This window comes from Paenibacillus sp. N3/727 (genome assembly GCF_022637315.1).
Lineage (GTDB): Bacteria > Bacillota > Bacilli > Paenibacillales > Paenibacillaceae > Paenibacillus_AQ > Paenibacillus_AQ uliginis.
Window position 1 is genome coordinate 6,221,103 of the sequence record NZ_CP093336.1, and the last position, 19,002, is coordinate 6,240,104.

Consider the following 19,002-nt stretch of genomic DNA (forward strand, 5'->3'; position numbering starts at 1 on the left):
CATCCTTGCCTCGATCATTCATGTTCCAGTCTGGTTCGAGCAACAATTTCATCCATAAAGCATTGTAATGTACTCGTTATATATGAATCTTTTCGCCGAATAAAAATAGTCGTGATTTCATGATAAGGTTCAGGTACACTATGGCAGAATACGGTGCCATTGGCAACTAGATCGGCAATGGATGATTCCGGGATAATCGTGATTCCAATTCCTGCAGATACGCTGCCTATAATCGTCCCGAACGTTCCAAACTCCATGATCTGTTTAGGGATAATTCCCTCCACCTTCATCCAGCTTTCCAGTCTTTCACGATAACCGCAACCTTTATTGTATAGCAATAGAGGCCTTTTTGTTATTTCCTCCATGGAAAAGGTGTTTCCTTTGGTTACAAATACTAGCTTTTCTTGAATAACCTCAACCTGTTCGATTAATGGATGCCTGATGGGCCCTGTCACAAAGGCTCCGTCTAGCTTCATATCAATTACCTGTTGTAACAAACGATCGGTAACCCCGGCTTTTAATGATAATTCAACATCAGGGTACTTATTATAATAAGAAGATAAAATATCTGGAAGAGCCATCACAGGCTCCACAATACCAATTTCTAAAACACCGGAGGGGTTCGATTTATCCAGAAATGTGCGTTTCATTTCCTCCATTCCCGACAAGATCTCCCTTGATTGTTCTAACAACCGCTTTCCTTCCGGGTTTAAGATCATCCCTCGCTTATGCCGATAGAACAGTGGCGTATGAAGCTCTTTCTCAAGCAGCTTAATTCTGGCTGTAACATTGGATTGAACGTAGTTTAGCTCCAATGCAGCTTTACTAATGCTTCCATATGTAGCAACCGCATGGAAAATTTTCAAATCATTGAACTCCAATGCAACATCTCCTCTCCGATACGTAAACCTCTCTCGCGCCAGACATCATTATAAATGATAGTAAACTTGATTATCAATCATTTTACTACAGATCCACTCCCTCCTATGATGTTATATACAGACAAAAATGATGGCAGCATCTTGATAGGGAGAGACAATACATGCTAAAGAAACAAATCGTCATCGGGTCCATGCTGTGCCTGATCGCAAGTATGTCATGGGGAGCTATGTTTCCCGTTGCACACATAGCATTACAGCAAATTGATCCATTTTATTTTTCGTTTATCCGTTATTTCGTCGTTGCAGTCATACTCAGCGTATTGCTTTGGATGAAAGAGGGGAAAGCGTCATTTCGCATGGAAGGAAAGGGTAAGACTTTATTATTTTTTGGAACGATGGCATTTACGATCTATAATATGTGCGTCTTCCTCGGACAGCAACTCATGGGGGAGACAGGTACAGTCGCCGCCTCCATTATGGAAGTACTCATGCCGATGATATCCATTATGGTCTTGTGGATAACGACAAAAAAGGCTCCGAATAAATTTACGCTTACGAGTGTTGCTATCGCGCTTATCGGTGCTCTACTTGTTATTACCAACGGCAAATTTGCCTTTTTCAGAATGGCTGGTCAACATCTTGTTCCTTTGTTTTTGATTTTTGCGGGAGTTGTGGGATGGGTCATATATTCAATGGGGGGAAGCCGGTTTAAGGAATGGTCGATCCTGCGCTATTCTACTCTAACCTGCTTGCTAGGAAGCGCTGTGTCTTTTGTCATCGTTACGCTTGCCTCCGTCTTTCATTTAATTCCCGTCCCTACATGGCATACGATCCTCTCGATTAAATATGAAATGTCCTTCATGATTTTATTGCCAGGGCTAGCGGCCTTGCTCTGCTGGAATCAGGGGATCAAATTGTTATCGCCGCTTAACGGTATATTATTTATTAATTTTGTTCCCATTACCACATTCGTTATTATGGCTTTTCAAGGCTACCAAATCAGTAATTATGAATTTTTCGGAACGTTGCTCATTATCTTTGCCCTATTACGGAACAATGCGTATCAAAGGAAAACCATACGCGTTAACCACGGCAGAGCCTATGCCTCTGTCCAAGAGCAATAGCTGAGCGTTTGTGGTTGTTGAATCATTGGACTCACCTATTCCTATATACAGAAAAAAGGTACGATCTCCTCATTTTTCGTGAGTAACCGTACCTTTTCCCGTATATACGAGCGAACACTTCGATCAGATTGGTTTTCAGTAATCTGGCCAGCATGGCTTATTGCATTTTGGAAAAATGCTCCTGACCCCGTTTATTTTCTAGTATCTCAACGAATTTTGTCGATGCTGGCGATAGAGATACACTTTTCAAAAAACATACGCCTATACTTCTCTTTGGTATTTCCTGAGTTAGCTGAACTTCATACAATAATCCTTTATCTAAATACTCTTGGGAGAACTCTTTCGTCACACAGGCTACCCCTAAATTTATTTTTGCAAACTCCAATAACAGATCATGTGATCCTAATTCAAAATCTGGCGAAATTTTTATTCCTTCAGACATCATATAATCTTCTACATACTTTCTGGAATTCGATTTCGATTCAAGAAAGATTAATGGCAGCTTTATTACCTCGTCAAGGCTAACAGGTCCGGATAATATTGTCTTGAATTTCTCCCCGTAAACAAAAATATCTCGAATATCAATACATGGTCTTATTTCTAATGCAGGATCTTCAAGTGGAAAATTACAAATTCCAATATCAACCTCACCTGATTTGATGATGGCGCAAATCTCAAGTGTGGTACCATTAACAATTTTAAACTTAATATTCGGATATCTATTATGAAAAGCCTCTAAATAGGGAAGTAAAAAATACCTAGATATCGTATCACCAACACCTATTTTCAACTCGCCTGTCGTTAAGTTCTTAAACTCCAAGATTTTTTCTTCTCCAACGTGAATTAAATTTATAGCCGAATTCGCATATTCAAATAAAAGACTGCCTTCGTTGGTTAAAGATACCCCTTTAGGTGTTCTTGTGAAAAGACGCGTATCTAGCTCTCTTTCTAATTGCATGATCGCTTGACTAACTGCTGGTTGTGTCATGTAAAGATCTTTAGCCGCTTTGGAGAAGCTTCTACTTTTTGCTACCTTACAAAACACTTTATATAAATCTAATTTACTCATTGTATAAGCACCTCTTATATCTATTATACGATATATTGATTTCACTTATATCATAAGATTGATGTATATTAAAAATATATATGTCACGTCATTAAAATTAACTTTAATAGTTCTAAGGAGCGATTATATTGGAAAGAGTCGTTGGAACAGTCGTTAGAGGTCTCCGTTGCCCAATAGTAAATCGAGGGGACAGCATAGAGGAAATCGTTGTAGATAGTGTGTTAAAAGCTTCAGAGGTTGAAGGCTTTAGCATTAATGATAAGGATATCGTTACGGTAACAGAATCAATCGTTGCTCGTGCTCAAGGTAACTATGCTACGATCGATCATATTGCGAAAGATGTTAGTTCCAAATTTGGAGATGAAACGGTTGGCGTCATATTCCCGATCTTAAGTCGTAATCGGTTTGCAATCTGTCTTCGTGGTATTGCAAAAGGAGCTAAAAAAATTGTTTTAATGCTAAGCTATCCATCTGATGAAGTTGGAAACCACTTAGTCGATTTAGACATGCTTGATGAAAAAGGAGTTAATCCTTGGACAGATGTTTTAACAGAACAACAATTCCGCGAACATTTTGGATATGAGAAACATACCTTTACTGGCGTTGATTATATTGATTACTATAAATCGTTAGTTGAAGAATATGGTGTGGAATGCGAAGTTATTTTCTCAAATAATCCAAAAACCATTCTCGAGTACACCAAAAATGTTCTGACTTGTGATATACATACGAGATTCAGAACAAAGAAAATTTTAAAAGCAAACGGTGGAGATAAAATTTATAGCCTCGATAACATCTTATCTGCGTCTATTGATGGCAGCGGATGTAATGAAGCATATGGTCTGTTAGGATCAAATAAATCAACAGAAGATAGTGTGAAACTGTTCCCACGTAATTGCCAACCTATCGTTGATAAAATACAGCATATGCTCAAAGAAAAAACGGGCAAGCATGTTGAAGTTATGATTTATGGAGATGGAGCATTCAAAGACCCGGTAGGTAAAATATGGGAACTTGCTGATCCCGTTGTATCACCAGCTTACACATCAGGACTTGATGGTACACCTAATGAAGTAAAGTTGAAGTATCTTGCTGATAATAACTTTGCTGATTTAAGAGGAGAAGAACTTAAGCAAGCTATATCTCAATATATTAGCAATAAAGAAACGGATCTAGTAGGAGCGATGGAAGCCCAAGGTACTACACCTAGAAAATTGACGGATCTCATCGGTTCTCTATCCGATTTAACTTCTGGAAGTGGAGATAAAGGTACACCTATTATCTTTATACAAGGATATTTTGATAACTATACAAACTAAATTTCATAGTAAATAGATTTGTGTAGACATAAAAAAAACTAAGCAAGCTAACGTCGGTACTCAACTGGCGTTAGCTTTTTTAGCTTTCACATTAAAATAATACATAAACAGTTGCCAAAACTAATATTATTAGTTATTTTAATAAGTGAGTTAGTTATTTTATTTATAAAGGAGCAGAGCCTATGTTAGAAAAGACAGCCAATATGGCACGCAAGGACCATCCGTTTGTTCCAAGACGGTCCGCTAATCCTTCCTTTATGCGATTTGCGGCTATTGCGCTAACTATCGCCGGAATTCTGTTTGTCTTTTACCCTTCCTTACGTCCTTTTTCCGATGAGAAATCTTTGCTAGGGGCTGCAGCATTCGCTTCAACAGAATGGATCGTCTCGCACACTATGGCCATTCTGGCGTTCATATTTTTGACAATCGGAATGTTCGGTCTTTATCTCTCGCTCCAAGACACTTTTGTGGAAAAGCTTGTGCTTCGTGGTCTTGTTTTAATTTGGGTAGGGACAGGGTTAACCCTGCCGTTTTATGGAGCTGAGGTTTTCAGTCTGCATGCAATCGGCCAGGAAGCAATCAAGCAGCAAAGTACGGACTTAATGAATCTCTCTAATGATATCCGTCTGGGTCCCGGTTTCTTCATGATCCTGGCGGGGCTTATTATAGCAGCCGTTGGCTCAGTCCTGGCAGCTATTGCGATTTGGAAATCCAGGACGATGGCCAAATGGAGCGGTATCCCTTTTGCTTTCGGTATTCTGATGTACCTTCCGCAGTTTACCGGAACTCAGCCGATCCGAGTTGCTCATGGACTGGCGCTTGCGGTTGGATGTTTTTGGATCGCATATTACCTGATTATTTTTTCTTCGTATCCAATTTCAAGAGTGCAGAATTGTCAATAAAAGTGGTTGTATTGAAGAGTAATAGCACGTCCTTAATGCCATTCTCGGACATATAGTCGCTGATGCTACCGTTATAATAACGTATGTCGATCACATGGATCTCTGGCACATGTAGTGTTAGGAATGGGATTACGTTATGAGCGTAGGAGTCTTTGATGACTAACAGCTTCTCTTGTTTGATAACATGTGGATCAAGCTTACTTGTAAACTTCATAAGGGCATGAACCCCACCTAAGAAGTGGGAATATTGATCCTTTTTGTCTAAAAAGCTGGCATCGTACATGTTCGTTAACGTTTCACCTGTATCTGCGATATACATCTCGGTCGATGTGGGCTGAATAGGCTTGTAGACTTCAATGGAATCCGGAGTTACACCGTTAAACTGACTCCGGGTATGGTAACTTCCCAGAAACGAATTGCTCACGGTCTGAATATGGAATTCCTTCTTGGACAAGGGATGCCAGCCCATCTTCTCGGCATAGGCTACATAAGCTAAGTAGGCACCATTCGTCGTCCAATGGTGATCAGTTCGATAGTAAATCGGTTCTGAAGCATATGGGCTCAGGAACTCAAATCCATCCATAAACGACACGCTGCCCCGCACGTAATCAGCGATATATTGATTTACCTTAGATTGAGGGTAGTTTGGAGCTAGCCAGGGTAACCGATCAGCGTAAATGCCAACCGATGTAGGTGCGAGCATAAAAGTGGTGTTCGCTTCTGGATGGCTAATGGCAAATTGTTTTATAGATTCCGCATATTGTTGAATCTTTGAATAATCAGGTTCAACGAACTTTTCGAACAAATAGCCCGAATGTCCTTTATAAATCCCGTTATTCTCTTGCTGTAGCCGTAATTGTTCAACAGAGGATTTAACCGCTAACCACTTTGAACGAAAAGGAAATTGATCTGTTACGAAACTTTCAGCATCTTCGGCATACTTTTTGGACAAAAGATTGTCCCATGTCAGATTTGGAGCGCTCTGTAGAACGCGATTTTCTAACTCGGAGAAGTGTTCCTTTGGAAGTAAGAGAAAGGTTAAAAACATGAGAAACAGCGTTAGGACAAATCCCCCAACTAGTAACTGATCTGCCCTTTGCTTCATCAACTACAGCCTCCTCATAGTTAGAATCGGAAATATAAAAATGGGTTAAATGTTGCGTCTACTAAGTAGGCGACCGATTGGAAGAATAGTAAACCATACCAGACGAGAGGCAATAGATGCCTAGTATCATGTTTCGTGGATTGTTTCCTTGGCATGGATGCAATAATCAATACTATAATCAAAATCGCGTTTGTATACGCAAAGTATAACGTAGTGTTGTCCAAGAGTGGTTGGTGATTGAATCCCATCATCGCTTGTAAATAGCCCAGCCCCATAGGAAGTTCATCAAAAGCAAACAACACCCATCCAATGAGGATAAGTAAGAGTGCATAGATGTGTCTTACGAAGCGTGGTAAGCGACTCAGTAACCGTAAACCCCACCATTTTTCGATGATAAGAATAACGCCGAAGTACAACCCCCACAATAAGAAATTCCAACTTGCTCCATGCCAAATACCTGTAAGTATCCACACAACTAGAATATTGCGCAATTGAATGCCGAGTCCTCGGCGATTACCGCCAAGCGGGATGTAGACGTAATCACGGAACCAACTTCCAAGCGAAATATGCCATCTGCGCCAGAAATCAGTAATGCTCTGGGCGGTATAAGGCTTGTTGAAGTTCTCGTTAAATTGAAATCCGAACATAAGACCAAGTCCAATAGCCATATCGGAATAACCACTAAAGTCGAAATAGATTTGAAAAGCAAAAGCAATAATGCCTAGCCAAGCCGTTAATGCAGGCATGGTATCGAGGTTAGACGTAGAGATGGTATCCCATAGTAGTCCTATATTATTGGCAAGCAGCACCTTTTTGGCCAATCCAATCGTGAAGCGCCTGACTCCTTCTGCAAACTTCTCGATATTCACCGAACGCTTACGTAATTGCTCAGCAACGGTATTGTAATGAACAATGGGGCCTGCAACCAATTGTGGGAACAAGGCAACGAACGTCCCAAAGTCAATCCAGTTGCGCTGTGCTTTTGCCGTCCCACGATATACGTCAATAATGTAGGATATGGATTGAAACGTATAGAATGATATGCCGATTGGGAGCGGTAGGTCTGTTAAAGGGATATTCGTTCCAAGTAGTTCATTCACATTCAGAATAAGAAAATCTGCGTACTTGAAGTATGATAGCAATCCCAGATTTACGACAATGGAACATACGACAATCCACTTCCGTTGAACAGCACTTAGCTTCGGCCTACTGAGTAGTAGACCGAAGCTGTAATCTGTAAAGGTGGACAGCAACATGATGACAATGTATACCGGTTCGCCCCACGCATAGAAGATGAGGCTGCTTAAGAATAAGATAAGATTTTTAATTCGCCAAGGCGAAATGTAATACAGCGCAAGGACGAACGGCAAGAACACGAATAGGAACAGTAGGCTGCTGAATAGCATAGAGGACTATTTTTGAACAAAGAAACTATCGAATGACTTCACAAGTTCATCAGCGTCTTCGGAAATAAAGAATAACAGATAGTTGCCTTTCGTAACAAGCTTATAGTTCTTGGCATTCTCGTATTGGTCCGGAAGGTATGTTTCGAATTGTTTTTGCACGTCTTCCGCACGTTGTTTAATAGCGGTCTCGATGGTCGGGATATCTTTCTCTTCCTTGACCTTGAAGACAGAAACTTCGTTCGACTTCACATTCATCATCGGAATTCTAACGGTATATTCCTCTAGCAAGGAAGGATCTAAATGGTATTGCTGCTTCACTGAATCTTCATCTAGCTCAATTAATCCCGGTTGCTCTACTTCTGTAATCATCTTATCAACCATTTCTTTCACAGGTACAGTTGATTCGATCGGTGCCGCCTCATTGCTGGAACATGCGCTAAGCGCTAGAGTTAATACGATTGCTAGCATAAGAACGAAAGATTGTTTTTTCATGGTGTATACTCTCCTTGATGTGTATTGGTATTGCTTGTTCTTAGATTTACGACGTGTGAAGTAAATAAAAGGTTTCACCATATATGTGTTTCCCAGAATTTACAGGATTCAGGCAATCAGCCGGGCTAACCGGTATGACCAGCACGGCTAAAACGGCATTATGGCTTTAAAAAATCTCGGCTTTTACTTATACGAACCGTCCGGACTTGTCCCGGACGGTTGTTTCTGTTGAAAATATGCAACATCTAAAGAAAGCAAACATCATATCTTAAGTTCACGCATTGTAAGGGCTGTCATGACCAAGGGATAATGGAACTATTCAAATAAACAAGGGGGATTACGAATGCTAAAGAAGTCGAATGTTCTTTCCTTAGTGATGGCGGGTATCCTGGCAGTCAGCTTGACGGCATGCGGCGGTGGATCCACATCTAAAGATGCGGCCGGATCAAGCACTGCTTCTAACGATACGGGGGGAACCGGGCAGACAAAGCAGGAGAAAATTACGATTACGTTCCAAAATATCTTTACTGACCCCACGGATCCCAAGGACGCCATGCTGAAGCGGATCGTAGCTGATTACGAGGCTAAAAATCCGAACATCAAGATTGAGCTCGACTCCTTGAATACTGACCAGCAAAAGCTCAAGTTGAAGACCCAAGCCGCCTCCAAAGAGGTTCCGGACATTACGGTTGTAAATCCGTCCGCACAAATGAAACCGTTTGTTGACGCCAAGCTGTTAGCCCCGCTCAATGATATGGTGGAAAAGAACGGGCTTAAGGACACGTTCCAGGAAGGGATCCTGGATTGGTATACCTTTGACGGAAATCTGTATGCGCTTCCCGACGGCAACAATATCGGGCTGGTCTATTACAACAAGGAGCTGTTTGATCAAGCCGGCGTAAAAGTGCCGACGACCTTTGAAGAAATGGTGGACGTTGTAAAGCAGCTGAAGGCGAAGGGCATTCAGCCGATGGCGATCGGGGAAAAGGACACCTGGACCGGTTCCTTCCTGTTCATGAACATTCTGCTTCGTACTAACGACGGACCCGGATTTCTGAAGGATGTGGCGGACGGCAAGAAAACGTTTGAGGATCCCGCATTCAAGGAAGCGGTAGCAAGCATGCAGGACCTGATTCAAGCCGGAGCCTTCCAGGAAGGGGTAACGTCCTTTGATTACAACGCCGGCGAGAATCTATTCAAAACCGGCAAGGCTGCGATGTATTACATGGGCAGCTGGGCGACGGGTGGCATAGAAACCTCCTCCGTAAGCAGTAAAGTCGGCGTCTTCAAATTTCCGACCGTGAACGGCAAAGGCAATCCTGACGAGTTTATGCTGGCGCCGGGAAGCGCGTTTGCGATATCCGCAAACAGTAAGCACCTGGAGGAAACCAAGGACTTTCTTAACTATTTTATGCTGGAATTCCCGAAAATAGCGTTTGAGGTCAAAGGGGCCATCGGTCTGGGGCAAAAAGTGGAAGGAGACTTTAAGGCTGCCGGATATTCGGATATGTCGATGGAGGTGCTGGACCTGTTTAAGCAGGTTAAAGGCGGGGATATTGCTTTTGACAACACGATGAATCCGGGAACTTCCCAGTCCCACTTGACGAGTATCCAGAATTTGTTCGTTCAACAGAAGGATCCTGCGGAAGTGGCAAAAGAGCATCAAGCCGCTTTTGAAAGCAATAAATAGAAACTGTAACCGTACGGTATAGAGGGATCTTCCCGAAAGATCCCTCCATGCCGAATCCTGCGTATACATTATCGGCTCTGATATTTGGACTGATTGAGGAGGAGAGCCTTAACGTGAATGTTTTGAGAGTCTCCAAATGGACGATAGCCGCTTTCGTGCTGCCGTGTTTGCTGCTCTATGTGTGTCTTGTATTTGTCCCGATTCTGGTATCGATGTATAGCGGGCTGCTTGATTGGAACGGCATTGGCGAATCCCGTTTTATAGGTCTGGACAACTTCAAAAAGCTTTTGTTTGACGATCCGGTTTTCTGGCCTTCCGTTAAGCGCACCCTGATGTTTGCCGTCTTTTCCATGCTGGAGATTCCAGTGGCCCTGTTTGTCGCCATACTGCTGAACCGTTTTATCAAAAAACCGAATTTTCTCGTATCCAGTTACTTTCTTCCGGTGATCCTGTCCGTGGTCATTATCGGCCAGCTGTGGAAAACGATCTATAATCCCGCTTCCATGGGTGGCATGCTGAACCAGTTACTCGAAGCCCTTCATCTCAACGATTGGACAAGGGCTTGGCTGACAGACCCGGATGTAGCGATGTACTCCTTGTATTTTGTCGCCTTATGGCAGTACTTGGGATACCATACGCTCATTCAGTTCACCGGGATCCAGAATATACCCACCGATGTCATCGAAGCGGCAAAAATCGATGGAGCTGAGGGCTTGAAGGCCGATTGGCACATTACGTTTCCGATGAATATTCCGATCTTTAAAATATCGATCGTGCTTGCTTTTATCGGGTCCCTGCAGGCGTTTGACATGATTATGGTCATGACGGGCGGCGGACCGGCACACGCTACGGACGTGATTTCCACCCATATGTACAACATGTCCTTCTTATCCATGAAGTACGGGTACGGAAGCTCCATCGCGGCATTTCTTGTCGTGCTGTGCCTGACGGCAACCGTCATCATTAACTTCCTGTTCTCCCGGCTGGAGCGCAAATATACGTGAAGGAGGGATTGCAGCCATGAGTCGGACCGTTCCGGCCTTTTCGGGCAAACCGCTGACTGTAGAAAAAAAGAAAAAGATATCCGTTGCCAAGGGACTTGTTCTGCTGTTCCTTTCCGTTCTGCTTATAACGCAGCTGTATCCGCTGCTGTGGCTTTTGATTTACTCGCTGAAGACGAATGAGGAAATCCTGTCGGGCAGCTTCTTCTCGCTGCCGACCGCCCCGCAGTGGAATAACTTTACCGCTGCGGTGAATTCCGGCAACTACTTCCGGTATCTGTTGAACAGTTTTTTCGTAACTTCGATCACCATGGCGGGCGTGCTGCTGCTGAGTTCGCTTGCATCCTTTGCCATCAGCAGATTCCGTTGGAAATATGGGCAGATGGTGCTACTGGTCTTTTTGATCGGGATGATGATCCCGCTTCAAGCTACCCTGCTGCCGCTCATGATTATTTTTAAAAATCTGAGCATTCTGAACACGCATCTTTCGATCATACTTCCTTACATCGCTTTTCAGACACCGATTGCCGTGTTCATCCTAAGCGGTTTTATGAAGTCTATACCGCACGAGATTGAGGAATCCGCAGTCATTGACGGAGCGGGGATATTCCGGATTTTCCGCAGCATTATCCTGCCGATCTCGGTTCCTCCGATGATGACGGTCAGTATTCTAACCTTCATTAATATCTGGAACGAGTACATTTTGGCGGCAACGTTTATTTCTGCCGAAAAGCTAAAGACGCTTCCGTTCGGAGTAAACAGCTTTGTCAGCCAGTACTCGGTAAATTACGGGGCTATCGGCGCTTTCCTCGTGCTTGGGGCTTTGCCCGTCATTCTGATTTACTTCTTGCTTGCAGATAAAATTACAAAAGGTATGGTTTCAGGAGCGGTGAAAGGTTAACTTTCATCCTCCTTTTTCCGTATACGGATATATACCTACGGTGTTATGGTGAAATAAGGACTTTATACCGCATATTTGAAAGGAGAAGGACTATCGTGGGCCGCAGCAAGCATACTATTCATAATCGTTTGTTTCTGCTGTTTCTTTCAAGTATGACGGCACTCCTATTGATCGGAAGCTTTCTGTATTATCAGAAAATTACGGATATTATCCATGGAAAAATCAGCGACATGGCGGAGAAAAACATCTCCCAGACGGCCGGGCTGTTCAATCTGCTCCTTGAGGGATATAACAGCGTTACCAAATCGCTGAACAGCAATTATGAGCTGTTAAGGCTGCTCCAGGAAAGGGACAAGAGCCAAAATCCTTCGCTTAGCGTCATCGACGAACGGACCATCACCAATATCATTGGCGCCATTTATTTTTCACGGGATGATATCGTCGGGATTCATGTCATCAGCAGGGCGGGAAAGAGCTACCATTATGAACCCAGATATGCAGGTGTGGTGGATGTCGATTACTCTTCTTCGGAGTGGTACCGAAAGCTTCAGGACTCGGATGGGGAGATGGTTTGGATGGGCCTGTTCCGAAACTCCGTCATCAACAGCTTTCAGGAGGATCCCGTCTTTGTGTTTGGCCGCAAGCTGTTTGATTTAACGAGCCAAAAAGAACAGGGAGTCGTTCTGATTGAAACCAAGCCCGGGCCCATCCTGGCCGCCCTATCCAATGTGACTATCAGCCCGAACAGTCAGGTTTATATTGTCGATAAAGACAGCCGCGTCATCGCTTCCACAGATGACAAGAAGGTACAGACCCTCCGCTTCGGGCAGCTTCCCCGTCCCCGGAATGATCAAATTCTTGTCGACAACCAGAGCGATCAACTTATTGTGGCAGCCAACGCCGCCATGGCCGAATGGACAGTATACGGCTTGACGCCCAAGGGAGACATCAGCGCCGAAGTGGATAAAACAAGGCAGTATCTCTTGTATGTCATCCTGATTCTGGTCCTGATATCCACCGCCTTGGCCACCTTGATTTCCCGTAATATTGCTTCTCCGTTAAAACTGTTGATCCGTGAGATGAAACAGGTGGAAATGGGGAATTTCAGAGGTTCCGTGAACGTGAAGTCGTTTGAGGAAATCAACAGTCTGGTATCGTCCTTCAATCGGATGGTGAACCGGATGGATGATCTGATCGACGGGATCACGAGTGCGTCCATTAGCGAGAAGAATGCACAGCTTCAGGCGCTGCAATCCCAGGTGAATCCCCATTTTTTGTACAATACGCTCGATATGATCTACTGGATGCTGGACGAACGGGAGAATGACAGGCTAGGACGCGTCGTCCTGGCATTGTCGCATATGTTCCGGTACAGCAGCGACTGGCAGGAAGCCTCCCGGACGACGCTTGAGCAGGAAATCGATCAGATGCGCCATTATATGACGATTATTGAAAGCCGTCTGGAGGGTAGGGTCCATGCCGATATTCAAGTCGACAGCCGCTGGCTGAATGTTGTGCTGCCGAAGATGACCATTCAGCCGATTATTGAGAATGCGGTCAAAAGCGGACTGGAACCGCTAGACCGTCCGGGCGTGCTTCGAGTGTATACGGAAGTTGATGAACGGGAGCTTCACATCGTTATTGCCGATAACGGCGTCGGTATGGAGGAATGGATGCTGCAGCAAATCAGGGAGTCGCTTGCAGACAGCGGGACGAAACGGAACAAGGATGAGGAAGAGAAAGGTCGCGCTTTTACCGTGAATAATGCCGAACTCCCTGATCAACCGACAAGACGCGGCATCGGTCTGCCGAATGTACACCGGCGGATAAAACTCATGTTTGGCGATTACTACGGATTAAGAATTGAGAGCCAAAGCGGAATAGGGACAACGGTGACGATCGTTATTCCCCTGCCCGGGAAAGGTGGAGAGGAATGGACATTCTCATAGTTGATGACGAAACGGTCATTCGGGAGGGAATTCAGCGGACATTACGGCAACGCTTTCCCAAATTTCGCACCTATTTGGCGTCTAACCCGGAAGAAGCGCTGATTATCCTGCGCAACCACAGGATCCATATTGTGCTGACGGATATCCTCATGCCGAGCATGACGGGACTTGAACTGATGAATATCGCGAGCAAGAGATATCCGTATATGAAATGGGTAGTCATTTCCGCTTATTCCGAGTTTGCCTATGCCCAGGAAGCCGTCCGTTTGGGAGCCAAGGATTATCTCCTTAAGCCGATCGGCAAGGATGTGCTGGGCCAGATGATCGATAAGCTGAGCGAGGAGATCGAGCGGGAAAACCGGCTGACAAAGGAGGCACAGCTGCTTCAGGCGAACCGCAAATACTTGCGGGAGGCCGTCTTTAAGCGTTGGGCATCGGGATTGGATATCGGACGCATCGATATCCACCCTTTTATGGAGAGCCATCCGGATTTCCACCTTCTGATGGTCAGGATGGAGACGGATAAAGTCGTGAGGCTGGAGCATTTTATTATCGAAAACGTGCTGGAGGAGTTGATCCATAAATATGGGAACGGTTTTGTCAGCATTTTGGATAACAAAAGCCTCTTGGGGCTCGTTACCTTGAACGAAAGCACCGGCCTTCCCATCCTGATCGAACAGCTGAGAGGACATTTGATCAAGTATTTGAAGGTGCCCTTCCAAATCATGAGTACAGAGCGGATAAGCGATTTCAACCAGGTGCCCGGGGAAGTTCAGCGCATGTGGAAAGCGTCCTCGACACAGGTTTATGAGCATTATGCCAGCGGCGGGGATCAGGCGGTGGAGGTAGCCCTGCAATATATCAGAACGCATTATCATGCGGATTTATCACTGGATAAGGTTGCGTCCGTCGTTTATCTGAATCCGGTTTACTTCAGTCAGCTGTTTAAACAAAAAACAGGCTGCGGCTTCAAGGAGTACGTGATTCAATTGAGACTGGAACAGGCCAAGCAGCTGCTGCAAAATCCAAAGCTGAAGCTGGCGGAGATCGCGGTACGGATCGGCTATCAGGACATGCGGCATTTCTCCCAGTTGTTTCGCAAAAAGTACGGCGTCACGCCAAGCAAGTATCGTCAAAACTCATAGTCGGCGTTCCGGCAGCCGAAACTAAAAAAAGACCTCCCGAAATTAGTATATAAAGTAAAACCACTCCTAATTTTTTGGGGTCACTTCATCAAACTGTGGTTACTTTGTCAACCGTTATTTGTGGTACGGCTCTGCTTACAAGCTAGAACAGCTAAATTTAAAAGGGATGGATAGCCAATACGCTAAATCCATCCCTTTTTTGATACTTCGTTTACTTCGCACTTACATACGCGCCTAACATTCTATGCCTCTGTCCGGTTGTAATAAAGGTTACACTGCTGTCCGTCATTTTCAGTAATTTCAATCTATTAAATCACGGGTTCGGGGCTGTTATTACTATCTTCCACTAATTACTATTGTTTAAGAACGTGTTTTATATACACTTTTATTTCCAATTTTCCGATAAATATTAAATATTAATATTGTCGCCCTAAGCAACTAATTATCTTACAGCTTTGAGAGGAGTCATCACAGATGATCAAAAAAATGTTTACCCGTTATAAAGCATCCCTATCTAGGCAGATGCTGCTCTTCCTTGTCTTTCTTATCGCCGTCCCCACCGTCATTCTAAGCCTTTCCTTGACACAACTTGCTCGCAACCAACTAGAGCGCGAATTGTTGTCCCAAGTCGAAGCCGTTACAACAATGGTTACTCATGTTCTTAATAATTCGCACAGTGACTATTCCGTCACAATTGACAGCTTTGCCGATCTCCATGTTCCTTCAGGAGAAAAATCGGAAACGTATATCAAAGACCGTATCATCCATATAGAGGAAGACATCGATAATGTGTTGGCCGCTTTCATGTTCTACGACAATCGATACTACAATTCTTCTGAAAAGGACGGCAAAGGTTACGATCCGACTACTCGCGAATGGTACAAGCAAGCAATTCAGAATAAAGGTCAGATCATTATGACGTCTCCATATATCGACGTCGTAACTGGAAGCTACGTCATTACATTTGCCAAGACGCTTTCCGACGGTTCAGGCGTTGCTGGAATCGATGTCGCCATAGATCATTTAAACGAGCTGGTAAGTACATACAAGATCGGAGAACAGGGATATGTCAGCTTGTTCGATCGGAACAACGTAACGCTGTCGCATCCGCGATTCCAGCAAGGCGAGCCGCTTCAAGACGAGCGATTCCAAGTGATGCGCAATCAAGCTCACGGCACGTTCATGCTTGCCGATAAAGATCTTCAGGAATATTACCATTTTGACAAGCAAAATGCGCTCGGCTTAAACGTTGTATCCGTCATTGATTGGAGTGAAATTAATCATAAAACCGGACCCTTGTTGTGGATTTCGTTCCTGTTTATCGCACTGCTGCTAGCCCTCATTTCCTTATTTATTTGGCTATTCATGAAACGGATGATACGGCCTGTACTGCAATTGAAGCAACTGACCGACTCCATCGCCCAAGGCGATTTGACTGTCCGGTCCATCGAGAGCGGAAGAACGGATGAGATTGGGCAACTGCAATCGAACTTCAATACGATGTCGCAATCGTTATCCGATGTACTGCTGCTAATTACCGATCATTCTGAGCAAATATCTGCTTCTTCGCAGCAATTGTCCGCTACTTCAGAACAGAACGTCGTAACGATTGAACAAGTCGCCACCTCCATGCAAGAAATATCGTCCATGTCGTCTGATATGAATGTAAGCATGGACGCCGTTAAACGGACGGCTGAGCTTGCCCAGCAGGAACTCGACGATGCCATTCGCACTATACATAAGAGCACTGAAATGTCTCAATTGATCAATGTTCTGGCGAACAAAGGGGAGAAATCTCTCGGCGCCGCGAGACAACAGATGGATACCATTCTTGAGGACTCCAATCGCTCTAAGAATGAGACGGAGGAGCTAAACCGGGTTGCCGGGGAAATTAGCGGGGTAACGAATTTCATTCAGGAAATTGCTTCACAGACCAATTTACTTGCGCTAAACGCCTCCATTGAAGCGGCGCGAGCCGGTCAGGAAGGCCGCGGATTCGCCGTCGTTGCTCTGGAGGTGCGCAAGCTGGCTGATCAGACAGCGTCTGCTGCCGAGAAGATTGCCACCTTGATCAGGGAGGTGCAGGAACGTGCCCGCCACATGGTTGGACGCATGGAGGAAGGCGTGGAATCTGCCGCAACCGGAAGCGATATGACGCAATCGGTCGAGTTGCAGTTCAAGGAGATGTATAAAGCGATTGGACGCATTGACACGCAGCTCGGCCAAGTGACTAGCGTCAGTGAACGATTGATGCAATCGAATGAAACGATGATCACGGCGTTTGATAAATCTAGTGCCCTTAGCCAGGCCACTGGACAAGAGGTCGACCTTGTCGCCGCTTCGAGTGAAGAACAGAACGCTTCGATGGAGGAAGTTGCCGCCTCCGCTGCGCATCTTTCCGGCATCGCCGAAGAATTGCAGTCACTAGTGCTCCGCTTCAAATTGAAGCGGACAGAGTAGTTCTAGCGATCGCTGCTGTAACGGAAATTTTTCTGCCAGGAGCTATTGTTGTAAATGAATGCCGCTGGTATAATATAGAAAATGAATCGAAGGGCACTGCTTCCCTGGCTACGCTAGAGACAACCCCGCTACTTGCAGCGGGGTTGTCTTTTTTTAATGAAAGGCGGAGATAATATGACTGAAACAAAAGAAACAAGAGCCATCTTAACGAAAGAAGATCTAATCAACCAATTTAAAAACTGCGGACTAACAAAAGGACAACACATATTCGTACATACTTCTTTAAGCAAACTCGGTTTTGTTGTAGGCGGACCCGAAACATTAATTCGGTCCCTTCTTGAAATTGTCGGTGAAGAAGGGACATTGATGATGCCATCCCAGACATGGAAGAATCTCGATCCTTCAACAGGCGTCCACTGGGAAGAACCTATGGAATGGTGGCCGATTATTCGGGAACACTGGCCCGCCTATGATAAAGAAATTACTCCTGCGATCAGCATGGGAGCCGTGGCCGAAATGTTTCGCAAGTGGCCGGGATCCAAACGATCAGATCACCCTGCACGGTCTATAGCCGCAGTAGGCAAGCATGCGGAATATTTAACGCAAAACCATGATTTATGCAATATTTTTAGCAAGGGCTCTCCGTTGGATAAATTGTATCAACTGAACGGTCATGTGCTCTTAATAGGCGTCGGCTATGATAAAAATACGTCGCTGCATCTGGCGGAAACCAGAGCCAATTATCCTACTAAGAAATTTGTCTATGAAAGCAGTGCAATTATGGATGAGGGCAAGCGAAAGTGGGTAACTTACGAAACACAAGCTGTGGACGACGGAGATTTTGTCCGCTTAGGCGAGGAATATGATAAAGAAATGAATATCAGAATTCATAGAGTCGGAAACGCCGAAGTCCGATTTCTGGAACAACGGCCACTGGTTGACTGGGCTACTGCATGGATGGAGAGGAACAGGGTTTAAAAACTTATAACTGAATTTCTTGCCTTTACTTATGATACGGTTCATCTATGGTTACTCATTGGTAAAGCAGCGTTCATAAAAACATCGTCTTCTGATTTACAGAAGACGATGTTTTTTATACTCACACTGTCTGTTAAAAGGAATACTCTCTTTCAACTTTACAAATTTTCACTTTGTAATTTTGGTACCAATCTTGCTTACCTTTCTCCTGAGCAACTTTGTGAGATTGATGCTGCTTCCAGTTACTAATCGCATCCAAGCTCTCCCAATAGGAAATGGTAATACCAACTCCTGAAGAATCCCTGACACTTTCCACTCCTAAAAACCCAGGTTGTTGGGTTGCAAGCTGCTCCATTTTTTCAGCCATGATGTTATATCCGTTTTCCCCCTCCGTACGTTGACTTGAAAATATGACTGCATAATATGATCCGTTTGATTCATGAACCATTCCGATCAAGCCCCCCTTCAATCGTAGATGTTTTTGTATAAAACAGATTATACTATTATAATTAAGATAAAAATAATGAATATTTATAATAACTTTGATGAATTTTTCTCATGCATTATAGAGGAGACAATT

16 protein-coding genes are annotated in these 19,002 nt (G+C 44.3%); 10 read left to right on the forward strand and 6 right to left on the reverse strand.

The window, feature by feature from the left end; genetic code table 11:
- Window positions 1-14 precede the first annotated feature (14 nt).
- Window positions 15-881, reverse strand: a complete 867-nt coding sequence (locus MNQ98_RS29010; protein ID WP_241931280.1) for a LysR family transcriptional regulator — start codon at window positions 879-881, stop codon at window positions 15-17.
- A gap of 161 nt (window positions 882-1,042) precedes the next feature.
- Here MNQ98_RS29010 and MNQ98_RS29015 point away from each other — a divergent pair, with 161 nt between their 5' ends.
- Window positions 1,043-2,005, forward strand: coding sequence for a DMT family transporter (locus MNQ98_RS29015; protein WP_241931281.1), 963 nt, complete (start codon window positions 1,043-1,045; stop codon window positions 2,003-2,005).
- Window positions 2,006-2,162: 157 nt separating this feature from the next.
- Here the strand turns inward: MNQ98_RS29015 and MNQ98_RS29020 are convergent, their stop codons facing one another.
- Window positions 2,163-3,074, reverse strand: a complete 912-nt coding sequence (locus MNQ98_RS29020; protein ID WP_241931282.1) for a LysR family transcriptional regulator — start codon at window positions 3,072-3,074, stop codon at window positions 2,163-2,165.
- Between the two features lie 128 nt (window positions 3,075-3,202).
- Here MNQ98_RS29020 and MNQ98_RS29025 point away from each other — a divergent pair, with 128 nt between their 5' ends.
- Both MNQ98_RS29025 and MNQ98_RS29030 read left to right on the forward strand, forming a co-directional pair.
- Window positions 3,203-4,393, forward strand: a complete 1,191-nt coding sequence (locus MNQ98_RS29025; protein ID WP_241931283.1) for a coenzyme F420-0:L-glutamate ligase — start codon at window positions 3,203-3,205, stop codon at window positions 4,391-4,393.
- 182 nt (window positions 4,394-4,575) lie between these two features.
- The gene (locus MNQ98_RS29030) at window positions 4,576-5,295 is read left to right on the forward strand and encodes a hypothetical protein (protein WP_241931284.1); all 720 of its coding nucleotides are present in this window, start codon (window positions 4,576-4,578) and stop codon (window positions 5,293-5,295) included.
- Here MNQ98_RS29030 and MNQ98_RS29035 read toward each other — a convergent pair.
- Genes MNQ98_RS29035 through MNQ98_RS29045 form a run of 3 tightly spaced genes read right to left on the reverse strand, consistent with a single transcriptional unit; the run spans window position 5,249 to window position 8,298 of the window.
- Window positions 5,249-6,400, reverse strand: coding sequence for a DHHW family protein (locus MNQ98_RS29035; RefSeq protein WP_241931285.1), 1,152 nt, complete (start codon window positions 6,398-6,400; stop codon window positions 5,249-5,251). The genes MNQ98_RS29030 and MNQ98_RS29035 overlap by 47 nt on opposite strands.
- A gap of 20 nt (window positions 6,401-6,420) precedes the next feature.
- The gene (locus MNQ98_RS29040; RefSeq protein ID WP_241931286.1) at window positions 6,421-7,806 is read right to left on the reverse strand and encodes an MBOAT family O-acyltransferase; all 1,386 of its coding nucleotides are present in this window, start codon (window positions 7,804-7,806) and stop codon (window positions 6,421-6,423) included.
- Window positions 7,807-7,812: 6 nt separating this feature from the next.
- On the reverse strand, window positions 7,813-8,298 hold the full coding sequence (locus MNQ98_RS29045; protein ID WP_241931287.1) for a DUF4358 domain-containing protein: 486 nt from the start codon (window positions 8,296-8,298) through the stop codon (window positions 7,813-7,815).
- Between the two features lie 343 nt (window positions 8,299-8,641).
- On the opposite strand from MNQ98_RS29045, the gene MNQ98_RS29050 reads away from it, so the two are divergent.
- From MNQ98_RS29050 to MNQ98_RS29080, 7 genes are all read left to right on the forward strand, one after another.
- Window positions 8,642-9,988: an extracellular solute-binding protein gene (locus MNQ98_RS29050; protein ID WP_241931288.1), complete on the forward strand. Its 1,347-nt coding sequence runs from the start codon at window positions 8,642-8,644 to the stop codon at window positions 9,986-9,988.
- A 113-nt stretch (window positions 9,989-10,101) separates the two neighbouring features.
- Window positions 10,102-10,992: a carbohydrate ABC transporter permease gene (locus MNQ98_RS29055; RefSeq protein ID WP_241931289.1), complete on the forward strand. Its 891-nt coding sequence runs from the start codon at window positions 10,102-10,104 to the stop codon at window positions 10,990-10,992.
- A 16-nt stretch (window positions 10,993-11,008) separates the two neighbouring features.
- Window positions 11,009-11,890, forward strand: coding sequence for a carbohydrate ABC transporter permease (locus tag MNQ98_RS29060; RefSeq protein WP_241931290.1), 882 nt, complete (start codon window positions 11,009-11,011; stop codon window positions 11,888-11,890).
- Window positions 11,891-11,985: 95 nt separating this feature from the next.
- Window positions 11,986-13,839 carry a sensor histidine kinase gene (locus MNQ98_RS29065; protein ID WP_347272238.1) on the forward strand — a complete coding sequence of 618 codons (1,854 nt, stop codon included), beginning with the start codon at window positions 11,986-11,988 and terminating at the stop codon, window positions 13,837-13,839.
- On the forward strand, window positions 13,824-14,984 hold the full coding sequence (locus MNQ98_RS29070) for a helix-turn-helix domain-containing protein (protein WP_241931291.1): 1,161 nt from the start codon (window positions 13,824-13,826) through the stop codon (window positions 14,982-14,984). The genes MNQ98_RS29065 and MNQ98_RS29070 overlap by 16 nt, the downstream gene beginning before the upstream one ends.
- 474 nt (window positions 14,985-15,458) lie before the next feature.
- Window positions 15,459-17,444 (forward strand): methyl-accepting chemotaxis protein, encoded by a 1,986-nt coding sequence (locus MNQ98_RS29075; protein ID WP_241931292.1) that lies wholly within the window; start codon window positions 15,459-15,461, stop codon window positions 17,442-17,444.
- 174 nt (window positions 17,445-17,618) lie between these two features.
- On the forward strand, window positions 17,619-18,422 hold the full coding sequence (locus MNQ98_RS29080; protein ID WP_241931293.1) for an AAC(3) family N-acetyltransferase: 804 nt from the start codon (window positions 17,619-17,621) through the stop codon (window positions 18,420-18,422).
- 133 nt (window positions 18,423-18,555) lie between these two features.
- Here the strand turns inward: MNQ98_RS29080 and MNQ98_RS29085 are convergent, their stop codons facing one another.
- The gene (locus MNQ98_RS29085; RefSeq protein WP_241931294.1) at window positions 18,556-18,870 is read right to left on the reverse strand and encodes an antibiotic biosynthesis monooxygenase family protein; all 315 of its coding nucleotides are present in this window, start codon (window positions 18,868-18,870) and stop codon (window positions 18,556-18,558) included.
- Window positions 18,871-19,002 lie beyond the last annotated feature (132 nt).